Origin of the sequence: Enterobacter sp. J49 (genome assembly GCF_002148625.1) — a bacterium.
In the GTDB taxonomy this organism is placed as follows: Bacteria; Pseudomonadota; Gammaproteobacteria; order Enterobacterales; family Enterobacteriaceae; genus Enterobacter; species Enterobacter ludwigii.
Window position 1 is genome coordinate 189951 of the sequence record NZ_MWPY01000028.1, and the last position, 25097, is coordinate 215047.

A 25097-nucleotide genomic window follows, 5' to 3' on the forward strand; every position below is an offset into this window, starting at 1 on the left:
GTCAGCCCGCACTGATGCCCAACAATGAAGACGCCCCTGCGTGACCACTGAGCAGTTCCTCTGTGCCGCCATCCCAGGCAATTCTCCCTTCTGCAATGACCACCGATCGTGGCGCAATCCGCGCGGCATCCTCGATGCTGTGCGAAACCATCAGCATTGTCAGTTGCTGACGCTGGCACACGTCCTGCACCAGGGTAAGCATCTCCTGGCGCAAGGCAGGATCGAGTGCAGAGAAGGGCTCATCCAGAAGCAGTATGGGCTGCTCGCGCACCAGGCAGCGCGCCAGCGCCACCCGCTGACGCTGCCCGCCGGAGAGGGCTTCGGGGAGGCGGTCAATAAACGCGGTAATGCCCATCTGAGCGGCAATCAGCTCCAGCTTCTGGCGCTGACCGTCGTTGAGTTTCAGGCCAGGATCCATACCCAGGGCGATGTTTTGCCGCACCGTCAGATGCATGAACAGATTGTTTTCCTGGAACAGCATCGACACCGGACGTCGGGCGGGTGGCGTGCGCGTATGGTCGCGGTTTTCAATCACTATCGACCCGCTCGCCGGTTGCAGAAAACCGGCAATCAGATTGAGCAAAGTACTCTTTCCGGCCCCGCTCGGACCCAGAACCGCAATCATCTCTCCCTGACGAACCGAAAGGGAGAAGCGCATTGGCAGATGCTGGTAGAGCCAGGTTACATCAGTCAGTTTTAACATTACGCCCCGGAAGTTTTTCGATAACGGTAAATAAGGCAAAGCAGAGCACCAGTAACAGCAGCGCCGTGACGGCTCCCTCCTGGCTACGATAGGAGCCAATTTGCTGGTACAGCCAGTACGGCAGGGTGCGGAAATCTTCATTACCGAAGAGCGCCACGACACCAAAATCACCAATTGAGAGCACACAGGCGAAGGCCAGAGCCTGGGCCAGCGGGCGTTTCAGCGCACGCAGTTCGATAATCTTTAGCCGCTGCCAGCCCTGCAGACCGAGCGAATGGCACAGCAGCGCGTAGCGGCTGTTGATGTCTCGCATCGGATTTTCCAGCACCTTCAGCGCGTAGGGGATCGCCATCAGGGCATTGGTGAAAATCACGATGCCGTCGGCGTTTTCCGGCAGGCCAATAGTGCTGTTGAACAGTAAAAAGAACCCCGTCGCCAGTACAATGCCGGGCATCGCCAGGATCAGCATGCCTGTCAGCTCCAGGGCGTGCCCGGCTTTACGGGCCTGACGCGCGTAAAGCTCGCGGCTGCTCCATAAAAGCATCATGGTCAGCATGACACACAGCAGCCCGGCGGCGAGCGCGATCCGTAACGAGGTCCACGTTGCCTGCCAGAGAACGGGCTGCTGCATCACGGTAACGAGATTCAGGTTCAGGCCATCGACGATGACGGCCATCAGCGGCGGAAGCAGAAGCAGCAGCGCCAGCGTGATAAGCAGCAGATCAGCGATCCGGCTATGCATGCTGTCCTGCGGGTCGCGCCAGCCGGTTATCTGATTACTGCCCGGCGGGATGGCTTTGCTCAGACGCTGGCTCAGCAGCACAAGGCACAGGCAGCAAACCATCTGCACCATCGCCAGCAGCGCAGCGCGGCCGGGGTCATAGTCGTAACTGAGCGCCTGGTAAATTGCCAGTTCGATGGTGGTGGCCTGCGGGCCGCCGCCGAGTGAAAGCACGGTGGCAAAACTGGCGAAACAGAGCATAAAGATCAGAGCCGCAACCGGCGGGATCTGACGACGCAGCCACGGCCATTCGACCAGGCGGAAGAAGGACATACCGCGCATGCCCAACTGGGCGGCAAGCTGGCGCTGTTCACCGGGGATGTTTTCCAGTGCCTGTAAAAAGAGTCTGGTCGCCATCGGCATATTGAAAAAGATGTGCGCCAGCAGAATGCCCTTCAGTCCGTAGGGCGAGAAGCGCCACTCCAGACCCATCAGGCTGAAAAGTGAAGCCAGCCACCCCTGACGGCCATAGACGCTCAGGATGCCAAACACGGCCACCAGGACCGGCAGGATCAGCGTCATGGCGCACAGGCGCAGCAGGGCCTGCCTGCCGGGAAAACGGCGGCGATAAAGCGCGCGTGCCAGGAAAATGGCGGGGATAACCGACAGCAGCGCAGAGAGAAAGGCCTGCCAGAAAGAGAAACGGATAACGTGCCAGAGATAACTGTCGTGCCAGAGCGCGAACAGGTCGCTCTCTGGCGCGTTAAACCACAAGGCAAGGAATGCGCCCAGACTGACCGCCACCATCAATACGGCGGCGAGCAGCCCAGGAATTAACCAGCCGGGAATTAACGGCTGACGGCGCGTTGCCATTCACTTACCCATGCTGCTCGCTGCGCGGCAACCTGCTGAGGCGTAAACTCCAGCGAGGTTTGCGGTTTGGTCAGTTTCTCAAAGCCCGCTGGCAACGTCACGCTGGTCACGGGGTACATCCAGTTACCCGCTGGAATGGCGTTCTGGAATGCCGGGGAGACCATAAATTTCAGGAACTTCTCGGCCAGTTCGGGCTGTTTGCTGGATGCCGTGCGGGCTGCCACTTCGACCTGCAGATAGTGCCCTTCAGCAAAACTGGCGGCGGCGTAATTGTCTTTCTTCTCGGCGATGATGTGGTAAGCCGGGGAGGTGGTGTAGCTCAGAACCAGATCACTTTCCCCTTTCAGGAACAGACCGTAGGCTTCGCTCCAGCCTTTTGTCACGGTGACGGTTTTGGCGGCCAGCTTCTGCCACGCTTGCGGAGCGTCATCGCCGTAGACTTTCTGCATCCACAGCAGCAGCCCCAGGCCTGGCGTACTGGTGCGAGGATCTTCATAAATAACGCGCCATTTCTGCTCGCTTTCGACCAGTTCCTTCAGGCTTTTCGGCGGGTTTTTAAGCTTGTTTTTGTCGTAAACAAACGCGAAGTAACCGTAATCGAACGGCACAAAGGTGTCGTTCTGCCAGCCGCCCGGGACGCTGACGGCATCGGTGGCGACGCCGCTTTTGGCAAACAGTTTGGTTTTCGAGGCGGCCTCCAGCAGGTTGTTATCCAGCCCAAGCACCACATCGGCTTTACTGTTTTTGCCTTCCATGCGCAGGCGGTTAAGCAGAGAGACGCCATCTTCTAGCGCCACGAACTTCAGTTCGCACTGACAGTCAGCTTCAAAGGCTTTTTTCACCACCGGACCCGGACCCCAGTCGGCTGAGAAGGAGTCGTAGGTGTAGACCGTCAGGACGGGCTTCGCGACGGCAGGCAGCGCAAACAGCGCCAGAAGGGGGAGAACTTTTTTTAACACTTTGCACCTCAAGGTTGAGTGGCAAAGGATTTTGAGTGACAGCCTCAAATCCCTTCGCCGGCGTTATCCGGATCAGGTTCGACGGGTATTATCTCAGCGCACATCAGTGATGCAGCACCCCGTTGAGAACGGCGCTATTGTAATGATTTGGCAAATATTACGAAAGTGTTATGGCTCCGGCGGGGAAAACCAGGCGGATTTAAAATCAAACCAGCCCAGCGTATTCATTCTGACACCGCGCATACTACGCTGCCCCTGGATCATCAGCCAGTGATGGATCAACGGCACGATCGCTTGTTCAGCCAGCAACTGCTGGCACCATGAGGCCAGATTCATGTCGCCGGCGCGCCAGAGGGCCGCGTCCTGCTGCCAGTCCCGGTCTATGCAGTGCTGGATAAGCGGGACCTCATACAGGTGAGAGAAGAGCGAGAAATCAAGCGGCAGGGTAAAGTTGGCGCTGTTGAGCCAGATGTCGCTGACGATCTCCCCCTGATGCCATTCATCGTAATCCACCTCTTTGACATCCAGTCTCACCCCAACGGCGGCCAGCAGTCGGGTCATGATTCTGGCGATAAAGCGGTGTTCAACGTGCTCGCGATAGTAGGTCAGGGTGATGGACTCCAGCCCGGCGGGCTTGTCGCAGTATGTCGGACGGGCGTGATGCCAGCGAGGAAGCAGACCATACGCCGGGAACCAGTAGGTTTGGTACTGCTCCTCCGCATGATAAATCAGGCTGGAGGGCGACAACACGTGGCTTATCCATTTGCGCACCTCATGGTTTGCCCCGCGATGGGTACGGCTGTCGAACAGCAGGTAGTAGCACCCTTCTTCGAGCCGGCTCTCCACGGCCTTTTCGCCCGTGGTGGGCCCTTCCAGCGTCAGCCCGGCGCTCAGCTCTTCATTGAGATCCGGTAATACCCACACGTTCACTTCATCGATCAGCGCCCGGTAGCCAAAATAGTCATCAAAAGCGCGGATTTTCAGCTGGTTGTTGTTATTGCGCGATACAGAGTAGGGGCCGGTGCCAATCGGCAGGCTGGCAAAATTATTCATCGATTCCCATTCACCGGGCAAAATCATCGACGGTACATAGCCCAGCAGCCACGGAAGCCATTTGTCCGGCTGAGACAGTTCAACATCCAGTGTCCATGCCGTAGGGGAGTGAACGCGTGAAATATGGGAATAGAGCGGGAGCGTGCAGGCGCGCTCTAAAGAGGCAATCACATCGACCATCTCCAGCTCGCGGCCGTGGTGGAAATGAATACCAGGACGTAGAAAGAAGCGCCAGTGAAGAGGAGAAAGTTGCTGCCAGTGGTGCGCAATATCCGCTTCCAGTTCCCCATTTTCCTCATTTATGCGCGTCAGGCCGCTGAATATTTGTCGGGCCATATGGGTTTCAGAGCGGCGTAACGCCGTGCCGGGTAACAGGTTTTTCATTGGTCGATAGTAGAGCACCCGCAGAATGTGGCGACCCTGACGAAAGCTGCGCCCGAGATGCGACACCAGCATCTGGCGTACTGCCGCTTTGTCCCCCACCAGCTGCACCAGCTGGTCGATGCGGTCCTGTTCCAGCAGGTCTTCCGCCCGCTGCTGCTGCAACGCCAGCCCGGTATACAGGAAGGTCAGGCGCGAGCGTTTTCCGCGACCCGCCTCGGCCTCCCAGTTGAGCCAGCCCTGCTGCTGCATGGTATTAAGCAGCGTGCGCATGTGCCGGCGCGAACAGCTGAGCAGGTCCGCCAGCTCGTTCAGCGTGGTCTCCTGCGATCGCCCCTCGCAGCATTGCCAGAGGCGGATAAATTGTTGTTGCAGACGACCAGAGGGCATAAAAGGGGAACTCCTGACAAAAAATCAGCAATTTATTAATCCCTATATTAGGCCAATAATTCTTCCCGATGAAGTGAGGAGGTAAATTATGAAGAGGTCTACCGCACGTCAGTTTTATCAGCGTTATTTTTCAGCGACGCAGGGAGCGTCCTGGCTGGCCCGCCAGTGTGCAGAGCAACGGTTGAAAATCCTGGAAGATCTGATGCAGTGGGACGTTACGAAACCGACCTCTTCTTGCTAACTCGCCTCGATCATGTGTGACTGAGTATTGGTGCTTCTCACCCGCCAGCAAAATGTTTTTGCTGGCTTTTTTCGTTTACTATTCACCCACTTTCGATTCGCTTTCACAAGGACTTGCGCATGCTCTGGTTGATGACGATGGGGCGACGCCTGAACGGCGTGTATGCCGCTTTTATGCTGGTGGCCTTTATGATGGGCGTGGCGGGGGCATTGCAGGCTCCGACGCTGAGCCTGTTTCTCAGCCGTGAGGTGGGGGCGCAGCCGTTTTGGGTGGGGCTGTTTTATACCGTGAACGCCATCGCCGGGATCCTGGTCAGTCTGGCACTGGCAAAACGATCGGACAATCGGGGCGATCGTCGCAAACTGATCCTCTTTTGCTGCGCCATGGCCGTGGGTAACGCGCTGCTGTTTGCCTTCAATCGCCATTACCTGACGCTGATTACCTGCGGCGTGCTTCTGGCGTCACTCGCCAATACCGCCATGCCGCAGCTGTTCGCGCTGGCCCGTGAATACGCGGATAACTCGGCGCGGGAAGTGGTGATGTTCAGCTCGGTCATGCGTGCGCAGCTCTCTCTGGCCTGGGTGATCGGCCCGCCGCTGGCGTTTATGCTGGCGCTGAACTATGGCTTTACCACCATGTTTTCTATCGCTGCCGGCATTTTTGTCATCAGCCTGATACTGATTGCCTTTGCGCTACCCTCGGTGGCGCGAGTGGAGCAGACGACCGATAAACCCATCACCCAGGTGAGCGGCTGGCAGGATAAAAACGTCCGCATGCTGTTTATCGCGTCCATGCTGATGTGGACCTGCAACACCATGTACATCATTGATATGCCGCTGTGGATCAGCAGCGATCTGGGGTTGCCGGACAAGCTGGCAGGGATCCTGATGGGGACGGCTGCCGGCCTGGAAATTCCGGCGATGATCCTGGCGGGTTATTACGTTAAGCGTTTTGGAAAGCGCCGCATGATGATCGTCGCCGTGGCGGCGGGAGTGCTTTTTTATCTGGGGCTGATCGTCTTCCATTCGCGCGAAGCACTGCTTGCGTTGCAGCTGTTTAACGCCGTGTTTATTGGCATCGTGGCCGGGATTGGGATGCTCTGGTTCCAGGACTTAATGCCGGGACGGGCAGGCTCTGCCACTACGCTCTTTACCAACAGCATTTCAACGGGCGTTATTCTGGCAGGGGTGATTCAGGGGGCGTTGTCGCAAACCTACGGCCACGCGTCAGTGTACTGGATGATTGCGGCCATTTCCGTGGTGACGCTGGTGCTAACCTGCCGGGTAAAAGATGTGTGATTCTGAAAGGCGGCTTCACGCAATAAAACGATTTTCTGACAGGGTCTGAGAAGGCGCATAGAGTGCGTGGCGTCAGCCGAGGCTGTTTGCCTCAGGCTGACGCAAGAGGCAAACAGTGGTGAGTCCCACATCAATTAACACTGAGGGTGTACTGCACCCATTATGTTGGACGATGTTGATCTTCACCGGGATGGTACGCAGCCTACCCCATAAACGCAGGCTGTTTTTGCTCATAGGCTGAGATGGCATCTTCGTGCTGCAGCGTCAGGCCAATACTGTCCAGGCCATTCAGCATGCAGTGACGACGAAAGGCGTCAATGCTGAAGCTGTAGGATTTATCACCCGCTTTCACCACTTCCGCTTCCAGATCCACTTCAAACGAAATCCCAGGATTTGCCTTCACCAGGGCGAACAATTCGTCCACCTGCGCATCGCTCAGCGTCACCGGCAGCAGCTGGTTATTGAAGCTGTTGCCGTAGAAGATATCGGCAAAGCTTGGGGCGATAACCACTTTAAACCCGTAGTCGGTGAGCGCCCAGGGTGCATGTTCACGGGAAGAGCCGCAGCCAAAGTTTTCACGCGCCAGCAGAATCGATGCGCCTTTAAACTCCGGGAAGTTCAGCACGAACTCGGGATTGGGCACTTCGCCTTTGTCGTCCAGGAAACGCCAGTCGTTAAACAGATGCGCGCCAAACCCGGTACGGGTCACCTTCTGCAAAAACTGCTTTGGAATGATGGCGTCAGTGTCGACGTTAGCGGCGTCCAGTGGGACAACCCGGCCCGTATGTTGGGTAAATTTCTCTGCCATGATTGTCTCCTTATTTCAGGCTGCGAATATCGGCGAAATGACCGGTCACTGCCGCAGCGGCGGCCATTGCCGGGCTGACCAGGTGAGTACGCCCACCGCGGCCCTGACGGCCTTCAAAGTTACGGTTACTGGTGGAGGCACAACGCTCGCCAGGACTCAGGCGGTCATTGTTCATGGCCAGGCACATGGAGCAGCCAGGCAGGCGCCATTCGAAGCCGGCTTCGATAAAGATCTTATCCAGGCCTTCAGCTTCCGCCTGGGCTTTCACCGGGCCGGAACCCGGCACGACCAGCGCCTGAACGCCCGGTGCCACTTTACGGCCTTTGGCAATCTCGGCCGCCGCGCGCAAATCTTCGATACGGGAGTTGGTGCAGGAGCCGATAAACACTTTATCAATGGTCACGTCAGTCAATGGAATGCCTGGCTTCAGACCCATATAGGCCAGCGCTTTTTCCGCACTGGCGCGCTCGACCGGATCGCTGAAAGAGGCCGGGTCAGGAATGTTATCGTTAACGGAAATCACCTGGCCCGGGTTGGTTCCCCAGGTCACCTGTGGCGCAATGTCTTCCGCCTGCAGCGTAACCACGGTATCAAACGTCGCACCATCGTCGGTTTTCAGGGTTTTCCAGTACGCGACTGCTTCAATAAAATCCTGGTCTTTCGGCGCGTGCAGACGGCCCTTCACATAGCTGAAGGTTGTTTCGTCTGGTGCAACCAGGCCCGCTTTTGCCCCCATCTCAATGGCCATGTTGCAGAGCGTCATTCGGCCCTCCATGCTCAGTGCCTGGATGGCTTCACCGCAGAATTCAACCACGTGACCGGTGCCGCCTGCGCTGCCGGTTTTACCGATGATGGCCAGCACGATGTCTTTGGCGGTAATGCCCGGGGCCGCTTTGCCTTTCACTTCAATCTTCATGGTTTTGGCGCGGCCCTGTTTCAGGGTCTGCGTCGCCAGAACATGTTCAACTTCAGAGGTACCAATACCGAACGCCAGGGCCCCAAACGCGCCGTGGGTGGCCGTGTGGGAGTCACCGCAGACAATGGTCATGCCTGGCAGGGTGATGCCCTGTTCTGGCCCCATCACATGGACGATACCCTGATACGGGTGGTTCAGATCGTAGAGCTCGACGCCAAATTCGTTGCAGTTTTTGATCAGCTCCTGCATCTGGATACGCGCCATTTCACCCGACGCATTGATATCTTTGGTTTGCGTGGAGACGTTGTGATCCATTGTCGCGAAGGTTTTACCTGGCTGGCGCACCGGGCGCTTATGCGCACGCAGTCCGTCGAATGCCTGAGGGGAGGTAACCTCGTGCACCAGATGGCGATCGATATACAACAGTGGGGTTTCGTTTGGTGCCTCGTAGACTACGTGCGCATCAAACAATTTTTCATATAACGTTTTCGCCATGATTACACCCCTTCAGCGACATAGCGGGCAATAATGTCGCCCATTTCATCGGTACTGACTGCCGCCGTGCCGCGTGCTAAATCACCGGTACGGACACCTTCTTCTAACGCACGGTTAATGGCGTTTTCAATTGCAGTTGCTGCATCACCGGCATCAAGACTGTAGCGCAACAGCAAGGCCAGGGAGAGGATCTGCGCAATCGGGTTGGCAATGTTTTTGCCAGCGATATCGGGCGCGGAGCCGCCAGCAGGTTCGTACAGGCCAAATCCCTCTTCATTGAGGCTGGCTGATGGCAACATCCCCATAGAGCCTGTGATCATTGCGCACTCGTCCGAGAGAATATCGCCGAACAGGTTGGAACACAGCAGAACGTCAAACTGCGACGGATCTTTAATCAGCTGCATGGTCGCGTTGTCGATGTACATATGGGACAGTTCGACATCCGGATACTGTTTCGCGACTTCACTGACGATTTCACGCCACAAAATAGAAGACTGCAGAACGTTCGCTTTATCGATAGACGTCACTTTATGACGACGTTTGCGCGCCGACTCAAAGGCGATATGGGCGATACGTTCAATTTCAAAACGGTGATAGACCTCAGTATCAAAGGCTTTTTCATGCTGACCGCTGCCTTCGCGCCCTTTAGGCTGCCCGAAGTAGATCCCGCCGGTCAGTTCACGCACGCACAGGATGTCAAAGCCGTTAGCCGCGATATCTGCACGCAGCGGACAGAACGTTTCCAGCCCCTGGTACAGCTTCGCCGGACGCAGGTTGCTGAACAATTTAAAATGTTTACGCAGTGGCAGCAGCGCGCCGCGCTCAGGCTGCCCGGCGGGCGGCAGGTGTTCCCATTTAGGGCCACCCACGGAGCCAAACAGCACTGCATCCGCATTTTCACACCCTTCAACGGTCGCTTTTGGCAGCGGAGTACCGTGATTATCGATGGCGATACCGCCCACATCATAGTGGCTGGTGGAGATTTTCATCGCAAAACGCGAACGAACGGCTTCCAGTACTTTCAACGCCTGTGCCATCACTTCCGGGCCAATACCGTCACCCGGTAACACAGCAATATGGTAATTCTTCGACATTACACGGTTTCCTTGTTGTTCTCTTTATTCTGAGCTTTGCGTTGCAACTCTTTTTCAACTTCAGCGGCGCGCCAGATGTTGTTCAGCACGTGGACCATCGCCTTCGCGGAGGATTCAACAATATCCGTCGCCAGGCCCACACCGTGGAAACGACGGCCATTGTGGGTGACCACGATATCAACCTGACCCAGGGCATTTTCACCGTGGCCCTTGGCCGTCAGGTCATATTTCACCAGCTCTACGTCGTATTCGGTGACGCGGTTAATCGCGCGGTAAATGGCATCAACCGGGCCATTGCCGTTTGCCGCTTCGGCCTTAATGTCTTCGCCACAGGCCAGTTTGACCGAGGCAGTCGCAATGTCGCTGGAGCCTGACTGCACGCTGAAGTAATCGAGACGGAAGTGCTCAGGCTCTTCCTGCTGTTTATTGATGAAGGCCAGCGCTTCCAGGTCATAGTCGAATACCTGACCTTTTTTATCGGCCAGCTTCAGGAAGGCGTCGTACAGCTGATCCATGTTGTAATCGCTGTCCTTATAACCCATCTCTTCCATACGGTGTTTCACCGCCGCACGACCGGAACGGGAGGTCAGGTTCAACTGAACCTGGTTCAGGCCGATGGATTCCGGGGTCATGATTTCGTAGTTTTCACGGTTTTTCAGTACGCCATCCTGATGAATACCGGAGGAGTGCGCAAAGGCGCCGGTACCCACAATCGCCTTGTTAGCCGGGATGGGCATGTTGCAGATCTGGCTGACGGTCTGGCTGGTACGCCAGATTTCGTTGTGATTGATGCGGGTATGCACATTCATGATGTCTTTGCGCACTTTGATCGCCATGATCACTTCTTCCAGTGAACAGTTACCTGCACGTTCACCGATGCCGTTCATCGCGCCTTCTACCTGACGTGCACCGGCGTGCACCGCAGCGATGGCGTTGCCAACGGCCAGCCCCAGGTCATCGTGGGTATGTACGGAGATAATCGCTTGATCAATGTTTGGTACGCGTTCATACAGACCGGTAATGATGTTGGAGAACTCAAACGGCATGGTGTAGCCGACAGTGTCCGGGATGTTGATGGTTTTAGCGCCCGCATTGATGGCAGCTTCCACCACGCGCGCCAAATCTTCAATCGGCGTACGGCCAGCATCTTCACAGGAGAATTCAACGTCATCCGTGTAGTTACGGGCACGTTTGACCATGTAGACCGCGCGCTCAATGACCTCATCCAGCGTGCTGCGCAGCTTGGTGGCAATGTGCATAGGAGAGGTAGCAATAAAGGTATGAATACGGAATGCTTCGGCAACCTTCAACGACTCGGCTGCAACATCGATATCTTTTTCCACACAGCGTGCCAGGCCACAGACGCGGCTGTTCTTAATGGTACGCGCAATGGTCTGCACGGATTCGAAGTCACCCGGAGAAGAGACAGGGAAACCGACCTCCATCACGTCGACACCCATACGTTCGAGAGCCAGCGCGATCTGCAGTTTCTCTTTCACACTCAGGCTTGCCTGTAATGCCTGTTCACCGTCACGTAAAGTTGTATCGAAAATAATGACTTGCTGGCTCATGGGTTAGGTCCTTGTCAGTCTTAGGGCGCCTTGCTACGAGCATAAAAAAACCCGCGCAGTGGCGCGGGTTTTTAGTCTTACTGGTGACGATTCAACGCTGAATTTCGCCCGCCAGTCTACCGCGCACAGTGGATGCGTTTAGTAGTAGTAGACCGGTGAAACGAATGGTGCGAATCATGAATCGTGCTCCGTTAAATTCAATATGCTTTTAGTGGTACTGGATACGACTGTGCATGTCAACCCCTGCAGGCAAAAACGCACCCGGCTGGCCAGGTTGACAGGATATGTGCTTTAGCTAATTGTGCTGGGTTTTGCTTTTTCGACCCTACAAATTGTCTAATTTTGGACTGAGAAAAAGGTTGCAGAAATAATTGAATATAATTGTGATGAATAACTTAAAAGTTCGCTACTCAATTGTGTAGGGCGCAAATGGGTTTGATATCATTAAGTTATAAATGCGGTGAATGTTTTTTATCACTTCGGATGTCTTATGGTTATTACAGATTGTTAACTTATTTAATCGGGGTTGCAATAACAGTTTAATAATACTTAAGACATCATTAACCCGCTGACGATTGTATATTGGTCTAGTTTATGGTTTCATTCAAATCCTAAAGTGAATCATATCATTTGCAGTGGTGTTTATTTTATCGTTTGTCAGTGGCGAAAAGTCATTTTCGCTAAACTGTTCTTTATATTTTCCGAATTTAAAATAATTCTCTTTCGCTGATCGTATATGCATGGTAAATCATATTCTTCGGAATTATTACAGTACGTTGGCAAAGGGAGTGTAGCGTGACAGTGGAGTCAGAAGTGCCAGAAATTAATATTAAACAACCTCAAACTACTGATGGGATTAAACCGCAGTTACGTACGGTGGACCTTAATCTGCTCACGGTATTTGATGCTGTCATGCAGGAGCAGAATATCACCCGGGCGGCCCATACGTTGGGGATGTCTCAGCCCGCGGTCAGTAATGCTGTCGCCAGACTTAAGGTTATGTTTAACGACGAGTTATTCGTTCGTTACGGGAGAGGAATACAGCCTACCGCACGGGCATTCCAGTTATTCGGCTCTATCCGTCAGGCGTTGCAGCTGGTTCAGAACGAGCTGCCAGGGTCAGGCTTTGAACCTTTAAGCAGTGAGCGTGTATTCAATCTTTGTGTTTGCAGTCCGTTAGATAATTATTTGACGTCGATTATTTATAATAAAGTTGAAGAGATCGCTCCCAATATCCATCTGGTTTTTAAATCATCCTTAAATCAAAACACAGAGCATCAGTTACGCTACCAGGAGACCGAGTTCGTTCTGGGATATGAAGAATTTCGACGTCCTGAATTTTCTTGCGTTCCGCTGTTTAAAGATGAAATGGTGTTGGTCGCCAGTAAAAAACACCCCCGACTCAATTCTCCGCTTCGGGAAAGTGACGTTTATAGCGAGCAGCATGCTGTTGTTGCGCTCGACAGATATGCTTCCTTTAGCCTGCCGTGGTATGACACGGCGGATAAACAGGCAAGCGTTGCTTATCAGGGAATGGCAATGGTCAGCGTATTGAACGTGGTCTCGCAGACACATCTGGTGGCTATTGCACCACGCTGGCTGGCTGAAGAGTTTTCCGGTCAACTACAACTGCAAATGTTGCCGTTGCCGCTCAAGCTGAATAGCCGTACCTGCTATCTCTCCTGGCATGAAGCCGCCGGTCGGGATAAAGGGCACCAGTGGATGGAAGAGTTGCTGATCAGTATTTGCCGTCGATAAGCGCATCAGGATAAATTGCATCTTCGCGTGTGATTTATCCTGGTTTTTTCTCTGTTATTGTTATTTTATTCTGTTGTGAATTTTTTCTTACTGCTCTCTGGCTCGCAAAAATAGATGATTTCCTGAATCGACGCGCTTTTCAGCGATGATTAATCATCTCATCCTCTAATACCAGATGAATTGACCATATCCTTCCTTAATACCTGTTTTTTCTGCTTTGCGAACCGTTTAGCTCACCCGGTCTGCTAATTGCCTGCCTCATAACGAGCGGTTAAGGTAACGATCACTCTGCAAAATATAAGATTGGTTTAACCCAGTCGTAAGACGGTGCGGAAATGAATTCTGCAGCTCGTCTATAACAAAATGCCTGGAGGCAAAGCATGGAGATGTTGTCTGGCGCGGAAATGGTCGTCCGATCGTTAATCGATCAGGGCGTGAAGCAAGTGTTCGGTTATCCCGGAGGCGCAGTCCTGGATATTTATGATGCGCTTCATACGGTAGGCGGCATTGACCATGTTTTAGTACGCCACGAGCAGGCGGCGGTGCATATGGCTGACGGGCTGGCCCGCGCGACAGGTGAAGTAGGCGTGGTATTAGTGACGTCCGGTCCCGGCGCGACAAACGCCATCACCGGCATTGCCACGGCGTATATGGACTCTATCCCGCTGGTTATTCTTTCCGGCCAGGTGGCGACGTCACTGATCGGCTACGACGCGTTCCAGGAGTGCGACATGGTGGGGATTTCGCGTCCCGTTGTGAAGCACAGCTTCCTGGTTAAGCAAACTGAAGACATCCCGGGGATATTGAAAAAAGCCTTCTGGCTGGCAGCAAGCGGGCGTCCCGGCCCGGTGGTGGTCGATCTGCCGAAAGATATCTTGAACCCGGCGAACAAGCTTCCTTATGTCTGGCCGGAGTCGGTGAGCATGCGCTCATACAACCCAACGACGCAGGGCCACAAGGGGCAGATCAAACGTGCCTTGCAAACGCTGCTGGCCGCCAAAAAACCGGTAGTCTATGTCGGTGGTGGGGCAATTAATTCTGCCTGTGAAGGGCAGCTTCGGGAGCTTATCGAGAAACTCAATCTTCCCGTTGCGTCGTCGCTGATGGGGCTGGGCGCTTTCCCGGCAACTCACCGTCAGGCTCTGGGGATGCTGGGTATGCACGGTACCTATGAAGCCAACATGACGATGCACCATTCCGATGTGATCTTTGCCGTCGGCGTGCGCTTTGACGATCGCACCACCAACAATCTGGCGAAATACTGCCCGAACGCCACCGTGCTTCATATTGATATCGATCCCACCTCTATTTCGAAAACGGTGTCTGCGGATGTGCCGATCGTCGGTGATGCCCGCCAGGTGCTGGAGCAAATGCTGGATTTGCTGGCACAGGAGCCTCCTTCCCAGCCGCTGGATGAGATCCGTGACTGGTGGCAGCAGATCGAACAATGGCGCGCGCGTCAGTGCCTGAAGTATGACACGCAAAGCGACAGCATTAAGCCGCAGGCGGTGATCGAAACTATCTGGCGGCTGACGAAAGGCGAGGCATACGTGACGTCTGACGTGGGTCAGCATCAGATGTTTGCCGCCCTTTATTATCCGTTTGATAAACCGCGCCACTGGATTAACTCCGGAGGGTTAGGAACGATGGGCTTTGGCTTGCCTGCCGCACTGGGCGTCAAGCTGGCTCTGCCTGACGAAACCGTCGTCTGCGTGACGGGAGACGGCAGTATTCAGATGAACATCCAGGAGCTGTCGACGGCCCTTCAGTATGAGCTGCCGGTACTGGTGCTGAACCTGAATAACGGTTATCTCGGGATGGTGAAGCAGTGGCAGGACATGATCTACTCTGGTCGTCACTCTCAGTCCTACATGACGTCACTGCCTGACTTTGTTCGTCTGGCTGAAGCCTACGGCCATATTGGGATGCGAGTGACCGATCCGGCAGAGCTGGAAACGAAGCTCGGTGAAGCGCTTGAGCACGTTAAAAATAACCGCCTCGTTTTTATGGATGTCATTGTTGATGGCACCGAGCACGTATACCCGATGCATATTCGCGGTGGTGGTATGGATGAAATGTGGTTAAGCAAAACGGAGAGAACCTGATATGCGCCGGATATTATCTGTTTTACTGGAAAACGAGTCTGGCGCACTGTCGCGCGTCATTGGCCTTTTTGCACAGCGCGGCTATAACATTGAAAGCCTGACCGTTGCGCCGACTGACGATCCGACGCTGTCGCGCATGACCATCCAGACCGTCGGCGATGCCAAAGTGCTTGAGCAGATCGAGAAACAGCTGCATAAGCTGGTCGATGTTCTGCGCGTCAGCGAGCTGGGGCAGGGTGCCTACGTTGAGCGAGAGGTCATGCTGGTGAAAATCCAGGCCAGCGGTTACGGGCGTGAGGAAGTGAAACGTAACACGGATATCTTCCGTGGGCAGATTATAGACGTCACGCCTTCTATATATACGGTTCAGCTGGCCGGAACGAGTGACAAGCTGGATGCCTTCCTGGCATCTGTGCGGGATGTGGCAAAAATTGTTGAGGTTGCGAGATCGGGTGTTGTTGGCCTGTCACGCGGCGATAAGATCATGCGTTAGTTGTCTAAAAGGTTCGCCTCTTTCTGCCCGGTCACCAAAGCCGGGCTTTTTTTTGTGTAATCAGCCGACAACAGAGATAAAAGCGGTTGCCGCGAAGGCTATTCTGCGTTTAGATGTTAAAAGATTTAACCATAACCTTGCCAAGGCCATGGACTCTTTTCATTTTTTAAGGGGCAATTGTGAAACTGGATGAAATCGCCCGGCTAGCCGGCGTGTCACGAACAACGGCCAGCTATGTGATTAACGGTAAAGCAAAGCAGTACCGTGTCAGCGATAAGACCGTTGAAAAAGTTATGGCGGTGGTTCGTGAACATAACTACCATCCGAATGCTGTCGCAGCTGGCCTGCGTGCCGGACGCACCCGCTCTATTGGCCTGGTGATCCCGGATCTGGAAAACACCAGCTATACCCGTATCGCCAACTATCTTGAACGTCAGGCGCGCCAGCGTGGCTATCAGTTGCTGATTGCCTGCTCGGAAGACCAGCCCGACAACGAGATGCGCTGTATTGAGCATCTGCTCCAGCGTCAGGTCGATGCCATCATCGTCTCCACCTCTTTACCGCCTGAACACCCGTTTTATCAGCGCTGGGCGAACGACCCATTCCCGATTGTGGCGCTGGATCGTGCGCTCGACAGGGAGCATTTCACGAGCGTCGTCGGTGCCGATCAGGATGATGCCGAGATGCTGGCGGCAGAGCTGAGAACCTTCCCGGCTGAAACGGTGCTGTATCTGGGGGCGCTGCCTGAACTGTCAGTCAGCTTCCTGCGTGAACAGGGGTTCAGAACCGCCTGGAAAGACGATCCCCGTGAGGTGCACTACCTCTATGCCAACAGCTATGAACGTGAAGCGGCCGCACAGCTTTTCGAGAAATGGCTGGAAACGCACCCGATGCCGCAGGCGCTATTCACCACCTCATTTGCTCTGCTGCAGGGGGTGATGGATGTGACCTTACGCCGTGAGGGTAAACTGCCTTCCGACCTGGCCATCGCGACCTTCGGTGATAACGAGCTGCTCGACTTCCTCCAGTGCCCGGTTCTGGCGGTGGCTCAACGCCATCGTGATGTGGCTGAACGCGTGCTGGAAATTGTGCTGGCAAGTCTGGACGAGCCGCGTAAACCGAAGCCGGGTCTGACGCGAATTAAACGTAATCTTTACCATCGCGGAATTCTGAGCCGCCATAAATGAAATGACGGGGCGGAGAAATCTGCCCCCTTTTGACGAAATAATTCGCCGGGATAATTCCCGTAGAGAAATTAGGATAATTCTTGCGAATTTACCTTCTGCTATTTTTCTTAATTCATTTTGGCGTTTAATGGTTCCTTTAAAGGACGTTTAAACGATTTTAAATGCTCGTCTTTGTATTATTTTGTTACAAACCCTCTTCCGGCGATGAATATTCAGACGTTTTTCCTTCTCCTGTGCCAGCTTGCACGGCAACCGCCGCGTTTCGCGAGCCCTGGGGTGAATCTGGCGCTGTTATCCCCTGAGAATCTGTCATAAAATGCTGCCCGCGTCGCAAACTGACACTTTATATTTATCTGCGATGATATTGAGTGAGCCTTAACGCTAGTGTGCATATTCGGTTTTTTTCTTACAAATATTCATAACGTTAATTTTGCCTCGCCAGTTGTGCAGTTATTAACCAGGGCTGTTTATCTCTGTAAATAGAGGCCTTTCGGGCCTGTATAGGGAGAGTCCTGGCTTGACAAGCTTTTCCCTCGCTCCGTAAACTCCTTTAGGTGGGAATTTGTGGGTTAAAGTGGTGAGGAGGGGTGAGACTGGCATGTTCCGTGGAGCTACGTTAGTCAATCTCGACAGCAAAGGGCGTTTATCGGTACCAACCCGATACCGCGACCAGCTGATTGAGAACGCTGCGGGTCAAATGGTTTGCACCATTGACATCAACTCCCCCTGCCTGCTGCTTTACCCCTTACCTGAATGGGAAATTATTGAGCAAAAGCTGTCGCGACTGTCGAGCATGAACCCGCAAGAACGCCGCGTGCAGCGGTTGTTATTGGGACATGCCAGTGAATGTCAGATGGATAGCGCAGGCCGGTTACTGATTGCCCCTGTGTTACGGCAACATGCCGGTCTGACCAAAGAAGTGATGCTGGTCGGGCAGTTCAACAAGTTTGAACTGTGGGATGAAACGACCTGGTATCAACAGGTCAAGGAAGATATCGACGCTGAGCAGTCTGATTCCGCGACATTATCGGAACGGCTGCAGGACTTGTCTCTATAAATATGATGGAAAATTACAAACATAAAACGGTGCTGCTGGATGAGGCCGTTAACGGCCTGAATATTCGTCCGGACGGCATCTACATTGATGGCACTTTTGGTCGCGGTGGCCACTCGCGCTTAATCCTCTCCCAGCTTGGAGCGGAAGGGCGTCTGCTGGCAATCGATCGCGATCCGCAGGCGATTGCCGTTGCGCAAACCATCGATGACCCACGCTTTTCCATCGTGCATGGACCTTTCTCTGCGCTCGCTGATTATGTTGCCGAGCGTGGCCTGACGGGCAAGATCGACGGAATCCTTCTCGATCTTGGCGTCTCTTCACCCCAGCTTGATGATGCTGAACGGGGCTTCTCCTTTATGCGCGATGGTCCACTGGACATGCGCATGGATCCTACTCGCGGTCAGTCTGCCGCCGAGTGGTTACAGACCGCGGACGAAGCGGATATTGCCTGGGTGATCAAAACCTTCGGCGAGGAGCGTTTTGGCAAGCGTATCGCGCGCGCCATCGTTGAGCGTAACCGCATCGAGCCGATGACCCGCACGAAAGAGCTGGCCGAGGTGATCGCGGCGGCGACGCCGGTGAAGGATAAGCACAAACATCCCGCGACCCGTACCTTCCAGGCGGTTCGCATCTGGGTAAACAGTGAACTGGAGGAAATAGAGCTGGCGCTAAAAAGCTCGCTCGACGTGCTGGCCCCGGGTGGGCGGTTATCCATCATCAGCTTCCATTCGCTGGAAGACCGCATTGTGAAGCGCTTTATGCGTGAACAAAGCCGCGGTCCACAGGTTCCAGCGGGGCTGCCGATGACGGAAGAACAACTCAGGAAGCTGGGTGGCCGTCAGTTGCGAGCATTAGGCAAGTTGATGCCGGGCGAAGAAGAAGTGGCACAGAATCCACGCGCCCGTAGTTCAGTGCTGCGTGTTGCAGAGAGGACGAACGCATGATCGGCAGAGTGACAGAGACCCTAAGCAAAGTTAAGGATTCGTTAGGAAGCAACGAGCGCCATGCCTTGCCTGGCGTGATCGGCGACGATCTTTTGCGGTTTGGGAAACTGCCACTCTGTCTGTTCATTTGCATCATTGTCACGGCCGTCACGGTGGTCACGACTGCCCACCACACACGCTTATTAACTGCGCAACGCGAGCAGATGGTACTGGAACGCGATGCGCTGGATATTGAATGGCGAAACCTGATCCTTGAAGAAAATGCGCTCGGCGATCACAGCCGGGTTGAACGGATCGCAACGGAAAAGCTGCAATTGCAGCATGTTGATCCTTCTCAGGAAAATATTGTAGTACAAAAATAAGGGAAAACGCGACGCATGAGAGCAGCGGCAAAAACGCTTAAACCAAAACGTCAGGAAGAACAGGCCAACTTTATCAGTTGGCGTTTTGCGTTGCTTTGCGGCTGCATTTTACTGGCGCTGGGTTTCCTGCTGGGACGCGTGGCATGGTTGCAAATCATCGCCCCTGACATGCTGGTTCGACAGGGCGACATGCGTTCCCTTCGCGTTCAGGAAGTGTCGACGTCCCGCGGGATGATCACCGACCGCTCAGGCCGTCCACTGGCCGTGAGCGTACCGGTTAAAGCCATCTGGGCCGATCCGAAAGAGCTGCACGATGCGGGTGGCATTACGCTTGATAACCGCTGGAAGGCGCTCTCGGATGCCCTGAAAATGCCGCTGGATCAGCTCGCTTCCCGCGTCAACGCCAATCCAAAAGGGCGTTTTATCTATCTGGCGCGTCAGGTCAACCCTGACATGGCGGACTACATTCGTAAGCTGAAGCTGCCGGGTATTCACCTTCGTGAAGAATCCCGCCGCTACTATCCTTCCGGCGAAGTAACCGCTCACCTCATTGGCTTTACCAACGTTGATAGCCAGGGGATTGAGGGCGTTGAAAAAAGCTTCGATAAATGGCTCACCGGCCAGCCTGGCGAGCGAATTGTTCGTAAAGACCGCTACGGCCGCGTTATCGAAGATATCTCTTCCACGGACAGTCAGGCGGCACACAACCTGGCGCTGAGTATTGATGAGCGTCTGCAGGCATTGGTCTACCGCGAGCTGAACAACGCCGTCGCCTTCAACAAGGCGGAATCCGGCAGCGCTGTGCTGGTGGACGTCAGTACGGGCGAAGTGCTGGCGATGGCCAACAGCCCGTCCTATAACCCGAACAACTTTACCGGCACCGCAAAAGATGCGATGCGTAACCGGGCGATTACCGACGTGTTCGAACCGGGCTCCACGGTGAAACCGATGGTGGTCATGACGGCGCTCCAGCGTGGCATCGTCAATGAAAACACGGTTCTGAACACGATCCCTTACCGTATTAACGGCCACGAGATTAAAGACGTGGCGCGCTACAGCGAATTGACCCTGACCGGGGTTTTACAGAAGTCGAGTAACGTTGGCGTTTCAAAGCTGGCGTTAGCGATGCCGTCCTCAGCGTTAGTAGAGACTTACTCACGTTTTGGGCTTGGAAAGGCGACCAATTTGGGGTTGGTCGGAGAACGCAGTGGCTTATATCCTCAAAAACAACGGTGGTCTGACATAGAGAGGGCCACCTTCTCTTTCGGCTACGGGCTAATGGTAACGCCGTTACAGTTAGCGCGAGTCTACGCAACGATTGGCAGCTATGGCGTCTATCGTCCGCTGTCCATTACCAAAGTTGATCCACCGGTTCCGGGTGAGCGTATCTTCCCGGAATCCATCGTTCGTACCGTCGTTCATATGATGGAAAGCGTGGCGCTGCCTGGCGGCGGCGGCGTGAAGGCGGCGATCAAAGGCTATCGCATCGCCATCAAAACCGGTACCGCGAAAAAAGTGGGGCCAGACGGCCGTTACATCAACAAATACATTGCCTATACCGCAGGCGTTGCGCCTGCCAGTAATCCGCGTTTTGCGCTGGTGGTCGTCATTAACGATCCACAGGCGGGTAAATACTACGGCGGCGCCGTTTCCGCGCCTGTGTTCGGGGCCATCATGGGCGGCGTGTTGCGCACCATGAACATCGAACCGGATGCGCTGGCAACGGGCGAGAAAAGTGAATTTGTAATTAATCAAGGCGAGGGTACAGGTGGCAGATCGTAATTTGCGCGACCTTCTCGCTCCGTGGGTGCCTAATGCACCGGAGCGAGCACTGCGAGAGATGGTACTGGACAGCCGTGCGGCTGCTTCTGGCGATCTTTTTGTGGCGGTGGTCGGTCATCAGGCGGACGGGCGTCGTTATATCCCGCAGGCGATTGCGCAAGGTGTTGCTGCCATTATTGCTGAGGCTAAAGATGAGGCAACCGACGGTGAAATCCGTGAAATGCACGGGGTGCCGGTCATCTATCTCAGCCAGTTAAACGAGCGTCTTTCTGCGCTGGCCGGACGTTTCTATCACGAACCGTCCGATCGGCTGCGTCTGGTGGGCGTGACAGGTACAAACGGCAAAACCACGACCACGCAGCTCATGGCGCAGTGGGCGCAGCTGCTGGGTGAAACCGGTGCGGTCATGGGAACTGTCGGTAACGGTCTGTTGGGCAAAGTGAGCCCGACCGAAAACACCACCGGCTCCGCAGTCGACGTACAGCATGTGCTGGCCGGCCTGGCAGGGCAGGGGGCAACCTTTGCCGCGATGGAAGTCTCTTCCCACGGTCTGGTGCAGCACCGCGTGGCGGCGCTGAAGTTTGCCGCCTCGGTATTCACTAACCTGAGCCGCGATCACCTTGATTATCATGGTGATATGGAGCATTACGAAGCGGCGAAATGGCTGCTCTACTCCACCCACCATAGCGGACAGGCCATCATCAACGCTGACGACGAAGTCGGTCGCCGCTGGCTGGCGAAGCTGCCGGATGCGGTTGCGGTGTCGATGGAAGACCATATCAACCCGAACTGCCACGGCCGCTGGCTGAAGGCGGTTGCGGTGGATTATCACGACAGTGGCGCCACCATTCGTTTTACCTCCTCATGGGGTGACGGTGAAATTGAAAGCCGTCTGATGGGTGCGTTTAACGTCAGCAACCTGCTGCTGGCGCTGGCGACGCTGCTGGCGCTGGGTTATCCGATGAACGCGCTGCTGGAAACGGCCGAGCGTCTGCAGCCGGTATGTGGCCGTATGGAAGTGTTCAGCGCACCGGGCAAACCGACCGTGGTGGTCGATTATGCCCACACGCCGGACGCACTGGAAAAAGCACTTGAAGCGGCGCGTCTGCACTGCACCGGTAAGCTCTGGTGTGTGTTTGGCTGCGGTGGCGACCGTGATAAGGGCAAACGTCCACTGATGGGTGCCATTGCTGAACAGTTCGCGGATATTCCGGTTGTGACCGATGACAACCCGCGTACTGAAGAGCCGCGCGCCATTATTAACGACATTCTGTCGGGCATGCTGGATGCAGGCCGCGCCCGCGTGGTGGAAGGCCGTGCGGAAGCCGTGACCAACGCCATCATGCAGGCTCAGGAAAACGACGTTGTGCTGCTGGCCGGGAAAGGCCATGAGGATTATCAGATTGTTGGCAACCGTCGTCTCGATTATTCGGACCGCGTCACGGCCGCGCGTCTGCTGGGAGTCGTGGCATGATTAGCATCACCTTAAGTCAGGCCGCTGCGGTACTGCAGGGCGAGCTGCTGGGTCACGATCTGACCATCGAGGCCGTGACGACCGATACCCGCAAAGTGACCCCGGGTTGTCTGTTTGTGGCGCTGAAGGGCGAACGTTTTGACGCGCATGATTTTGCACAACAGGCCAGGGAGAATGGTGCAGGGGCGCTGCTGGTCAGCCGTAAACTCGCTGTCGATCTGCCGCAGATCGTGGTGAAAGATACCCGTCTGGCATTCGGCGAGCTGGCGGCCTGGGTTCGTCAGCAGGTGCCGACGCGCGTCGTCGCGCTGACCGGTTCATCAGGCAAAACCTCTGTGAAAGAGATGACTGCGGCCATCCTGAGCCAGTGCGGAAATACGCTTTATACAGCAGGCAACCTTAACAATGATATCGGCGTGCCGATGACATTACTTCGCCTGACCAAAGAGCATGAATTTGCCGTGATCGAGTTAGGGGCAAACCACCAGGGCGAAATCGCCTGGACCGTGAGACTGACGCGCCCGGAAGCAGCGCTGGTGAATAACCTGGCCGCTGCACATCTGGAAGGTTTTGGTTCGCTGGAAGGCGTGGCGAAAGCTAAAGGCGAGATCTATACCGGCCTGCCGGAAGACGGTATCGCCATTATGAATGCCGACAACAATGACTGGCTGAACTGGCAACAGATCATTGGTTCCCGCAAGACCTGGCGCTTCTCGCCGAACGCGGCCAACAGTGATTTTACCGCGACCAATATTCATGTGACTTCGCATGGCACGGAATTCACCCTTAATACCCCAACCGGTGGCATTGAGGTGCTTCTGCCATTGCCGGGTCGTCATAATATCGCCAATGCGCTCGCGGCAGCGGCGCTGTCGATGGCGGTTGGTGCGTCGCATCAGGCGATTAAAACCGGTCTGGCAAATTTAAAAGCCGTGCCGGGGCGTCTGTTCCCGATCCAGCTTGCGGAAAACAAACTGCTTCTGGATGACTCCTATAACGCGAACGTCGGCTCAATGACCGCGGCGGTGCAGGTGTTGTCTGAGATGCCAGGTTATCGCGTGCTGGTGGTGGGCGATATGGCTGAGCTGGGTGATGAAAGCGAAGCGTGTCATGTCCAGGTGGGGGACGCGGCGAAAGCGGCAGGTATTGATTGCGTGCTGAGCGCCGGAAAACTGAGCCAGGCGATTAGCCATGCCAGCGGTGTTGGCGAGCACTTTGCCGATAAAGCCGCGCTGATTGAACGCCTTAAGGCATTGATGACAGAAAAACAAATTGTGACTGTGTTAGTGAAAGGTTCACGTAGTGCCGCCATGGAAGAGGTTGTGCACGCATTACAGGAGAACGGGACATGTTAGTTTGGCTGGCCGAACATTTGGTCAAATATTATTCAGGCTTTAACGTCTTTTCCTATCTGACGTTTCGCGCCATTGTCAGCCTGCTGACTGCGCTGTTCATCTCTTTGTGGATGGGCCCGCGCATGATTGCCCGTCTGCAAAAACTCTCCTTCGGTCAGGTTGTGCGTAACGACGGTCCGGAGTCGCACTTCAGCAAGCGGGGTACGCCGACCATGGGCGGGATCATGATCCTGACCGCGATCGTTGTTTCCGTACTGCTGTGGGCTTATCCCTCTAACCCGTACGTCTGGTGCGTACTTACCGTGCTGGTGGGCTACGGCATCATTGGGTTTGTTGATGATTACCGCAAGGTCGTGCGTAAAGACACCAAGGGCCTGATCGCCCGCTGGAAATACTTCTGGATGTCGGTGATTGCGCTGGGCGTGGCCTTCGCGCTGTATCTGGCAGGAAAAGACACACCCGCCACCGAGTTGGTGGTGCCGTTCTTTAAAGATGTGATGCCGCAGCTGGGGCTGTTCTACATTCTGCTGGCCTACTTCGTCATCGTGGGCACCGGTAACGCCGTAAACCTGACCGACGGTCTGGATGGCCTGGCGATTATGCCAACCGTCTTCGTCGCCGCCGGTTTTGCGCTGGTGGCGTGGGCCACCGGTAACATGAACTTTGCTAACTATCTGCACATTCCATACCTGCGACACGCAGGCGAACTGGTTATCGTCTGTACGGCGATTGTCGGGGCGGGACTGGGCTTCCTGTGGTTCAACACCTACCCGGCGCAGGTCTTTATGGGTGACGTCGGTTCACTGGCTCTGGGCGGCGCGCTGGGCATTATTGCCGTACTGCTGCGCCAGGAGTTCCTGCTGGTGATTATGGGTGGGGTATTTGTGGTTGAAACCCTTTCAGTGATTTTGCAGGTCGGGTCCTTCAAGCTGCGCGGTCAGCGCATCTTCCGTATGGCACCGATTCACCATCACTATGAACTGAAAGGCTGGCCGGAACCGCGCGTGATTGTGCGCTTCTGGATTATTTCGCTGATGCTGGTGCTGATTGGCCTGGCAACGCTGAAGGTACGTTAAT

General features: G+C 55.0%; 22 protein-coding genes and 1 riboswitch. Of the genes, 13 read left to right on the plus strand and 9 right to left on the minus strand.

The window, feature by feature from the left end:
- Position 1: 1 nt before the first annotated feature.
- The 4 genes from thiQ to sgrR all read right to left on the minus strand — a co-directional run bounded on the left by thiQ (position 2) and on the right by sgrR (position 5080).
- Positions 2 to 703, minus strand: coding sequence for a thiamine ABC transporter ATP-binding protein ThiQ (gene thiQ, locus BJP35_RS08220; RefSeq protein WP_020882567.1), 702 nt, complete (start codon positions 701 to 703; stop codon positions 2 to 4).
- A complete protein-coding gene (thiP, locus tag BJP35_RS08225) occupies positions 687 to 2297 on the minus strand; it encodes a thiamine/thiamine pyrophosphate ABC transporter permease ThiP (protein ID WP_047743401.1) in 1611 nt (536 codons plus the stop codon). The genes thiQ and thiP overlap by 17 nt, the downstream gene beginning before the upstream one ends.
- Entirely contained in the window at positions 2273 to 3256 is a 984-nt protein-coding gene (thiB, locus tag BJP35_RS08230) for a thiamine ABC transporter substrate binding subunit (RefSeq protein ID WP_047743403.1), read from the minus strand. Before thiB ends, thiP begins: the two co-directional genes overlap by 25 nt.
- A gap of 31 nt (positions 3257 to 3287) precedes the next feature.
- A riboswitch (TPP riboswitch) is annotated at positions 3288 to 3388 on the minus strand.
- Positions 3389 to 3424: 36 nt separating this feature from the next.
- Positions 3425 to 5080 (minus strand): HTH-type transcriptional regulator SgrR, encoded by a 1656-nt coding sequence (gene sgrR / locus BJP35_RS08235; protein ID WP_047743405.1) that lies wholly within the window; start codon positions 5078 to 5080, stop codon positions 3425 to 3427.
- A gap of 88 nt (positions 5081 to 5168) precedes the next feature.
- Here sgrR and sgrT point away from each other — a divergent pair, with 88 nt between their 5' ends.
- Complete coding sequence (sgrT, locus tag BJP35_RS08240) at positions 5169 to 5321, plus strand: glucose uptake inhibitor SgrT (protein ID WP_014168612.1); 153 nt, start codon at positions 5169 to 5171, stop codon at positions 5319 to 5321.
- A gap of 119 nt (positions 5322 to 5440) precedes the next feature.
- A complete protein-coding gene (locus BJP35_RS08245) occupies positions 5441 to 6619 on the plus strand; it encodes a sugar efflux transporter (RefSeq protein WP_020882570.1) in 1179 nt (392 codons plus the stop codon).
- Positions 6620 to 6821: 202 nt separating this feature from the next.
- Here BJP35_RS08245 and leuD read toward each other — a convergent pair whose 3' ends face one another.
- From leuD to leuL, 5 genes are all read right to left on the minus strand, one after another.
- Entirely contained in the window at positions 6822 to 7427 is a 606-nt protein-coding gene (leuD, locus tag BJP35_RS08250; RefSeq protein WP_014168614.1) for a 3-isopropylmalate dehydratase small subunit, read from the minus strand.
- Positions 7428 to 7437: 10 nt separating this feature from the next.
- On the minus strand, positions 7438 to 8838 hold the full coding sequence (gene leuC / locus BJP35_RS08255) for a 3-isopropylmalate dehydratase large subunit (protein ID WP_047743406.1): 1401 nt from the start codon (positions 8836 to 8838) through the stop codon (positions 7438 to 7440).
- 2 nt (positions 8839 to 8840) lie between these two features.
- Positions 8841 to 9932, minus strand: a complete 1092-nt coding sequence (gene leuB / locus BJP35_RS08260; protein WP_020882572.1) for a 3-isopropylmalate dehydrogenase — start codon at positions 9930 to 9932, stop codon at positions 8841 to 8843.
- A complete protein-coding gene (leuA, locus tag BJP35_RS08265) occupies positions 9932 to 11503 on the minus strand; it encodes a 2-isopropylmalate synthase (protein WP_014168617.1) in 1572 nt (523 codons plus the stop codon). The genes leuB and leuA overlap by 1 nt, the downstream gene beginning before the upstream one ends.
- 91 nt (positions 11504 to 11594) lie before the next feature.
- Positions 11595 to 11681, minus strand: a complete 87-nt coding sequence (gene leuL / locus BJP35_RS24830; protein ID WP_071530973.1) for a leu operon leader peptide — start codon at positions 11679 to 11681, stop codon at positions 11595 to 11597.
- A gap of 635 nt (positions 11682 to 12316) precedes the next feature.
- Here leuL and leuO point away from each other — a divergent pair.
- The 11 genes from leuO (at position 12317) to mraY (ending at position 25096) form a co-directional block, all read left to right on the plus strand.
- Positions 12317 to 13261: a transcriptional regulator LeuO gene (gene leuO, locus BJP35_RS08270; RefSeq protein WP_032669418.1), complete on the plus strand. Its 945-nt coding sequence runs from the start codon at positions 12317 to 12319 to the stop codon at positions 13259 to 13261.
- Positions 13262 to 13641: 380 nt separating this feature from the next.
- On the plus strand, positions 13642 to 15366 hold the full coding sequence (ilvI, locus tag BJP35_RS08275; RefSeq protein WP_014168620.1) for an acetolactate synthase 3 large subunit: 1725 nt from the start codon (positions 13642 to 13644) through the stop codon (positions 15364 to 15366).
- Between the two features lies 1 nt (position 15367).
- Positions 15368 to 15859, plus strand: coding sequence for an acetolactate synthase small subunit (gene ilvN / locus BJP35_RS08280; protein WP_003856371.1), 492 nt, complete (start codon positions 15368 to 15370; stop codon positions 15857 to 15859).
- A 179-nt stretch (positions 15860 to 16038) separates the two neighbouring features.
- On the plus strand, positions 16039 to 17046 hold the full coding sequence (cra, locus tag BJP35_RS08285; protein ID WP_014168621.1) for a catabolite repressor/activator: 1008 nt from the start codon (positions 16039 to 16041) through the stop codon (positions 17044 to 17046).
- Between the two features lie 598 nt (positions 17047 to 17644).
- Positions 17645 to 18103, plus strand: a complete 459-nt coding sequence (mraZ, locus tag BJP35_RS08290) for a division/cell wall cluster transcriptional repressor MraZ (protein ID WP_047743407.1) — start codon at positions 17645 to 17647, stop codon at positions 18101 to 18103.
- A 2-nt stretch (positions 18104 to 18105) separates the two neighbouring features.
- Complete coding sequence (rsmH, locus tag BJP35_RS08295) at positions 18106 to 19047, plus strand: 16S rRNA (cytosine(1402)-N(4))-methyltransferase RsmH (protein ID WP_014168623.1); 942 nt, start codon at positions 18106 to 18108, stop codon at positions 19045 to 19047.
- Positions 19044 to 19409: a cell division protein FtsL gene (ftsL, locus tag BJP35_RS08300; protein WP_008501989.1), complete on the plus strand. Its 366-nt coding sequence runs from the start codon at positions 19044 to 19046 to the stop codon at positions 19407 to 19409. The genes rsmH and ftsL overlap by 4 nt, the downstream gene beginning before the upstream one ends.
- A gap of 15 nt (positions 19410 to 19424) precedes the next feature.
- Positions 19425 to 21191, plus strand: coding sequence for a peptidoglycan glycosyltransferase FtsI (locus BJP35_RS08305; RefSeq protein ID WP_014168624.1), 1767 nt, complete (start codon positions 19425 to 19427; stop codon positions 21189 to 21191).
- Complete coding sequence (gene murE / locus BJP35_RS08310) at positions 21178 to 22665, plus strand: UDP-N-acetylmuramoyl-L-alanyl-D-glutamate--2,6-diaminopimelate ligase (protein WP_032679622.1); 1488 nt, start codon at positions 21178 to 21180, stop codon at positions 22663 to 22665. Before BJP35_RS08305 ends, murE begins: the two co-directional genes overlap by 14 nt.
- A complete protein-coding gene (murF, locus tag BJP35_RS08315; RefSeq protein ID WP_014168626.1) occupies positions 22662 to 24020 on the plus strand; it encodes a UDP-N-acetylmuramoyl-tripeptide--D-alanyl-D-alanine ligase in 1359 nt (452 codons plus the stop codon). Before murE ends, murF begins: the two co-directional genes overlap by 4 nt.
- Positions 24014 to 25096 (plus strand): phospho-N-acetylmuramoyl-pentapeptide-transferase, encoded by a 1083-nt coding sequence (gene mraY, locus BJP35_RS08320; protein WP_008501985.1) that lies wholly within the window; start codon positions 24014 to 24016, stop codon positions 25094 to 25096. Before murF ends, mraY begins: the two co-directional genes overlap by 7 nt.
- Position 25097: the final 1 nt, after the last annotated feature.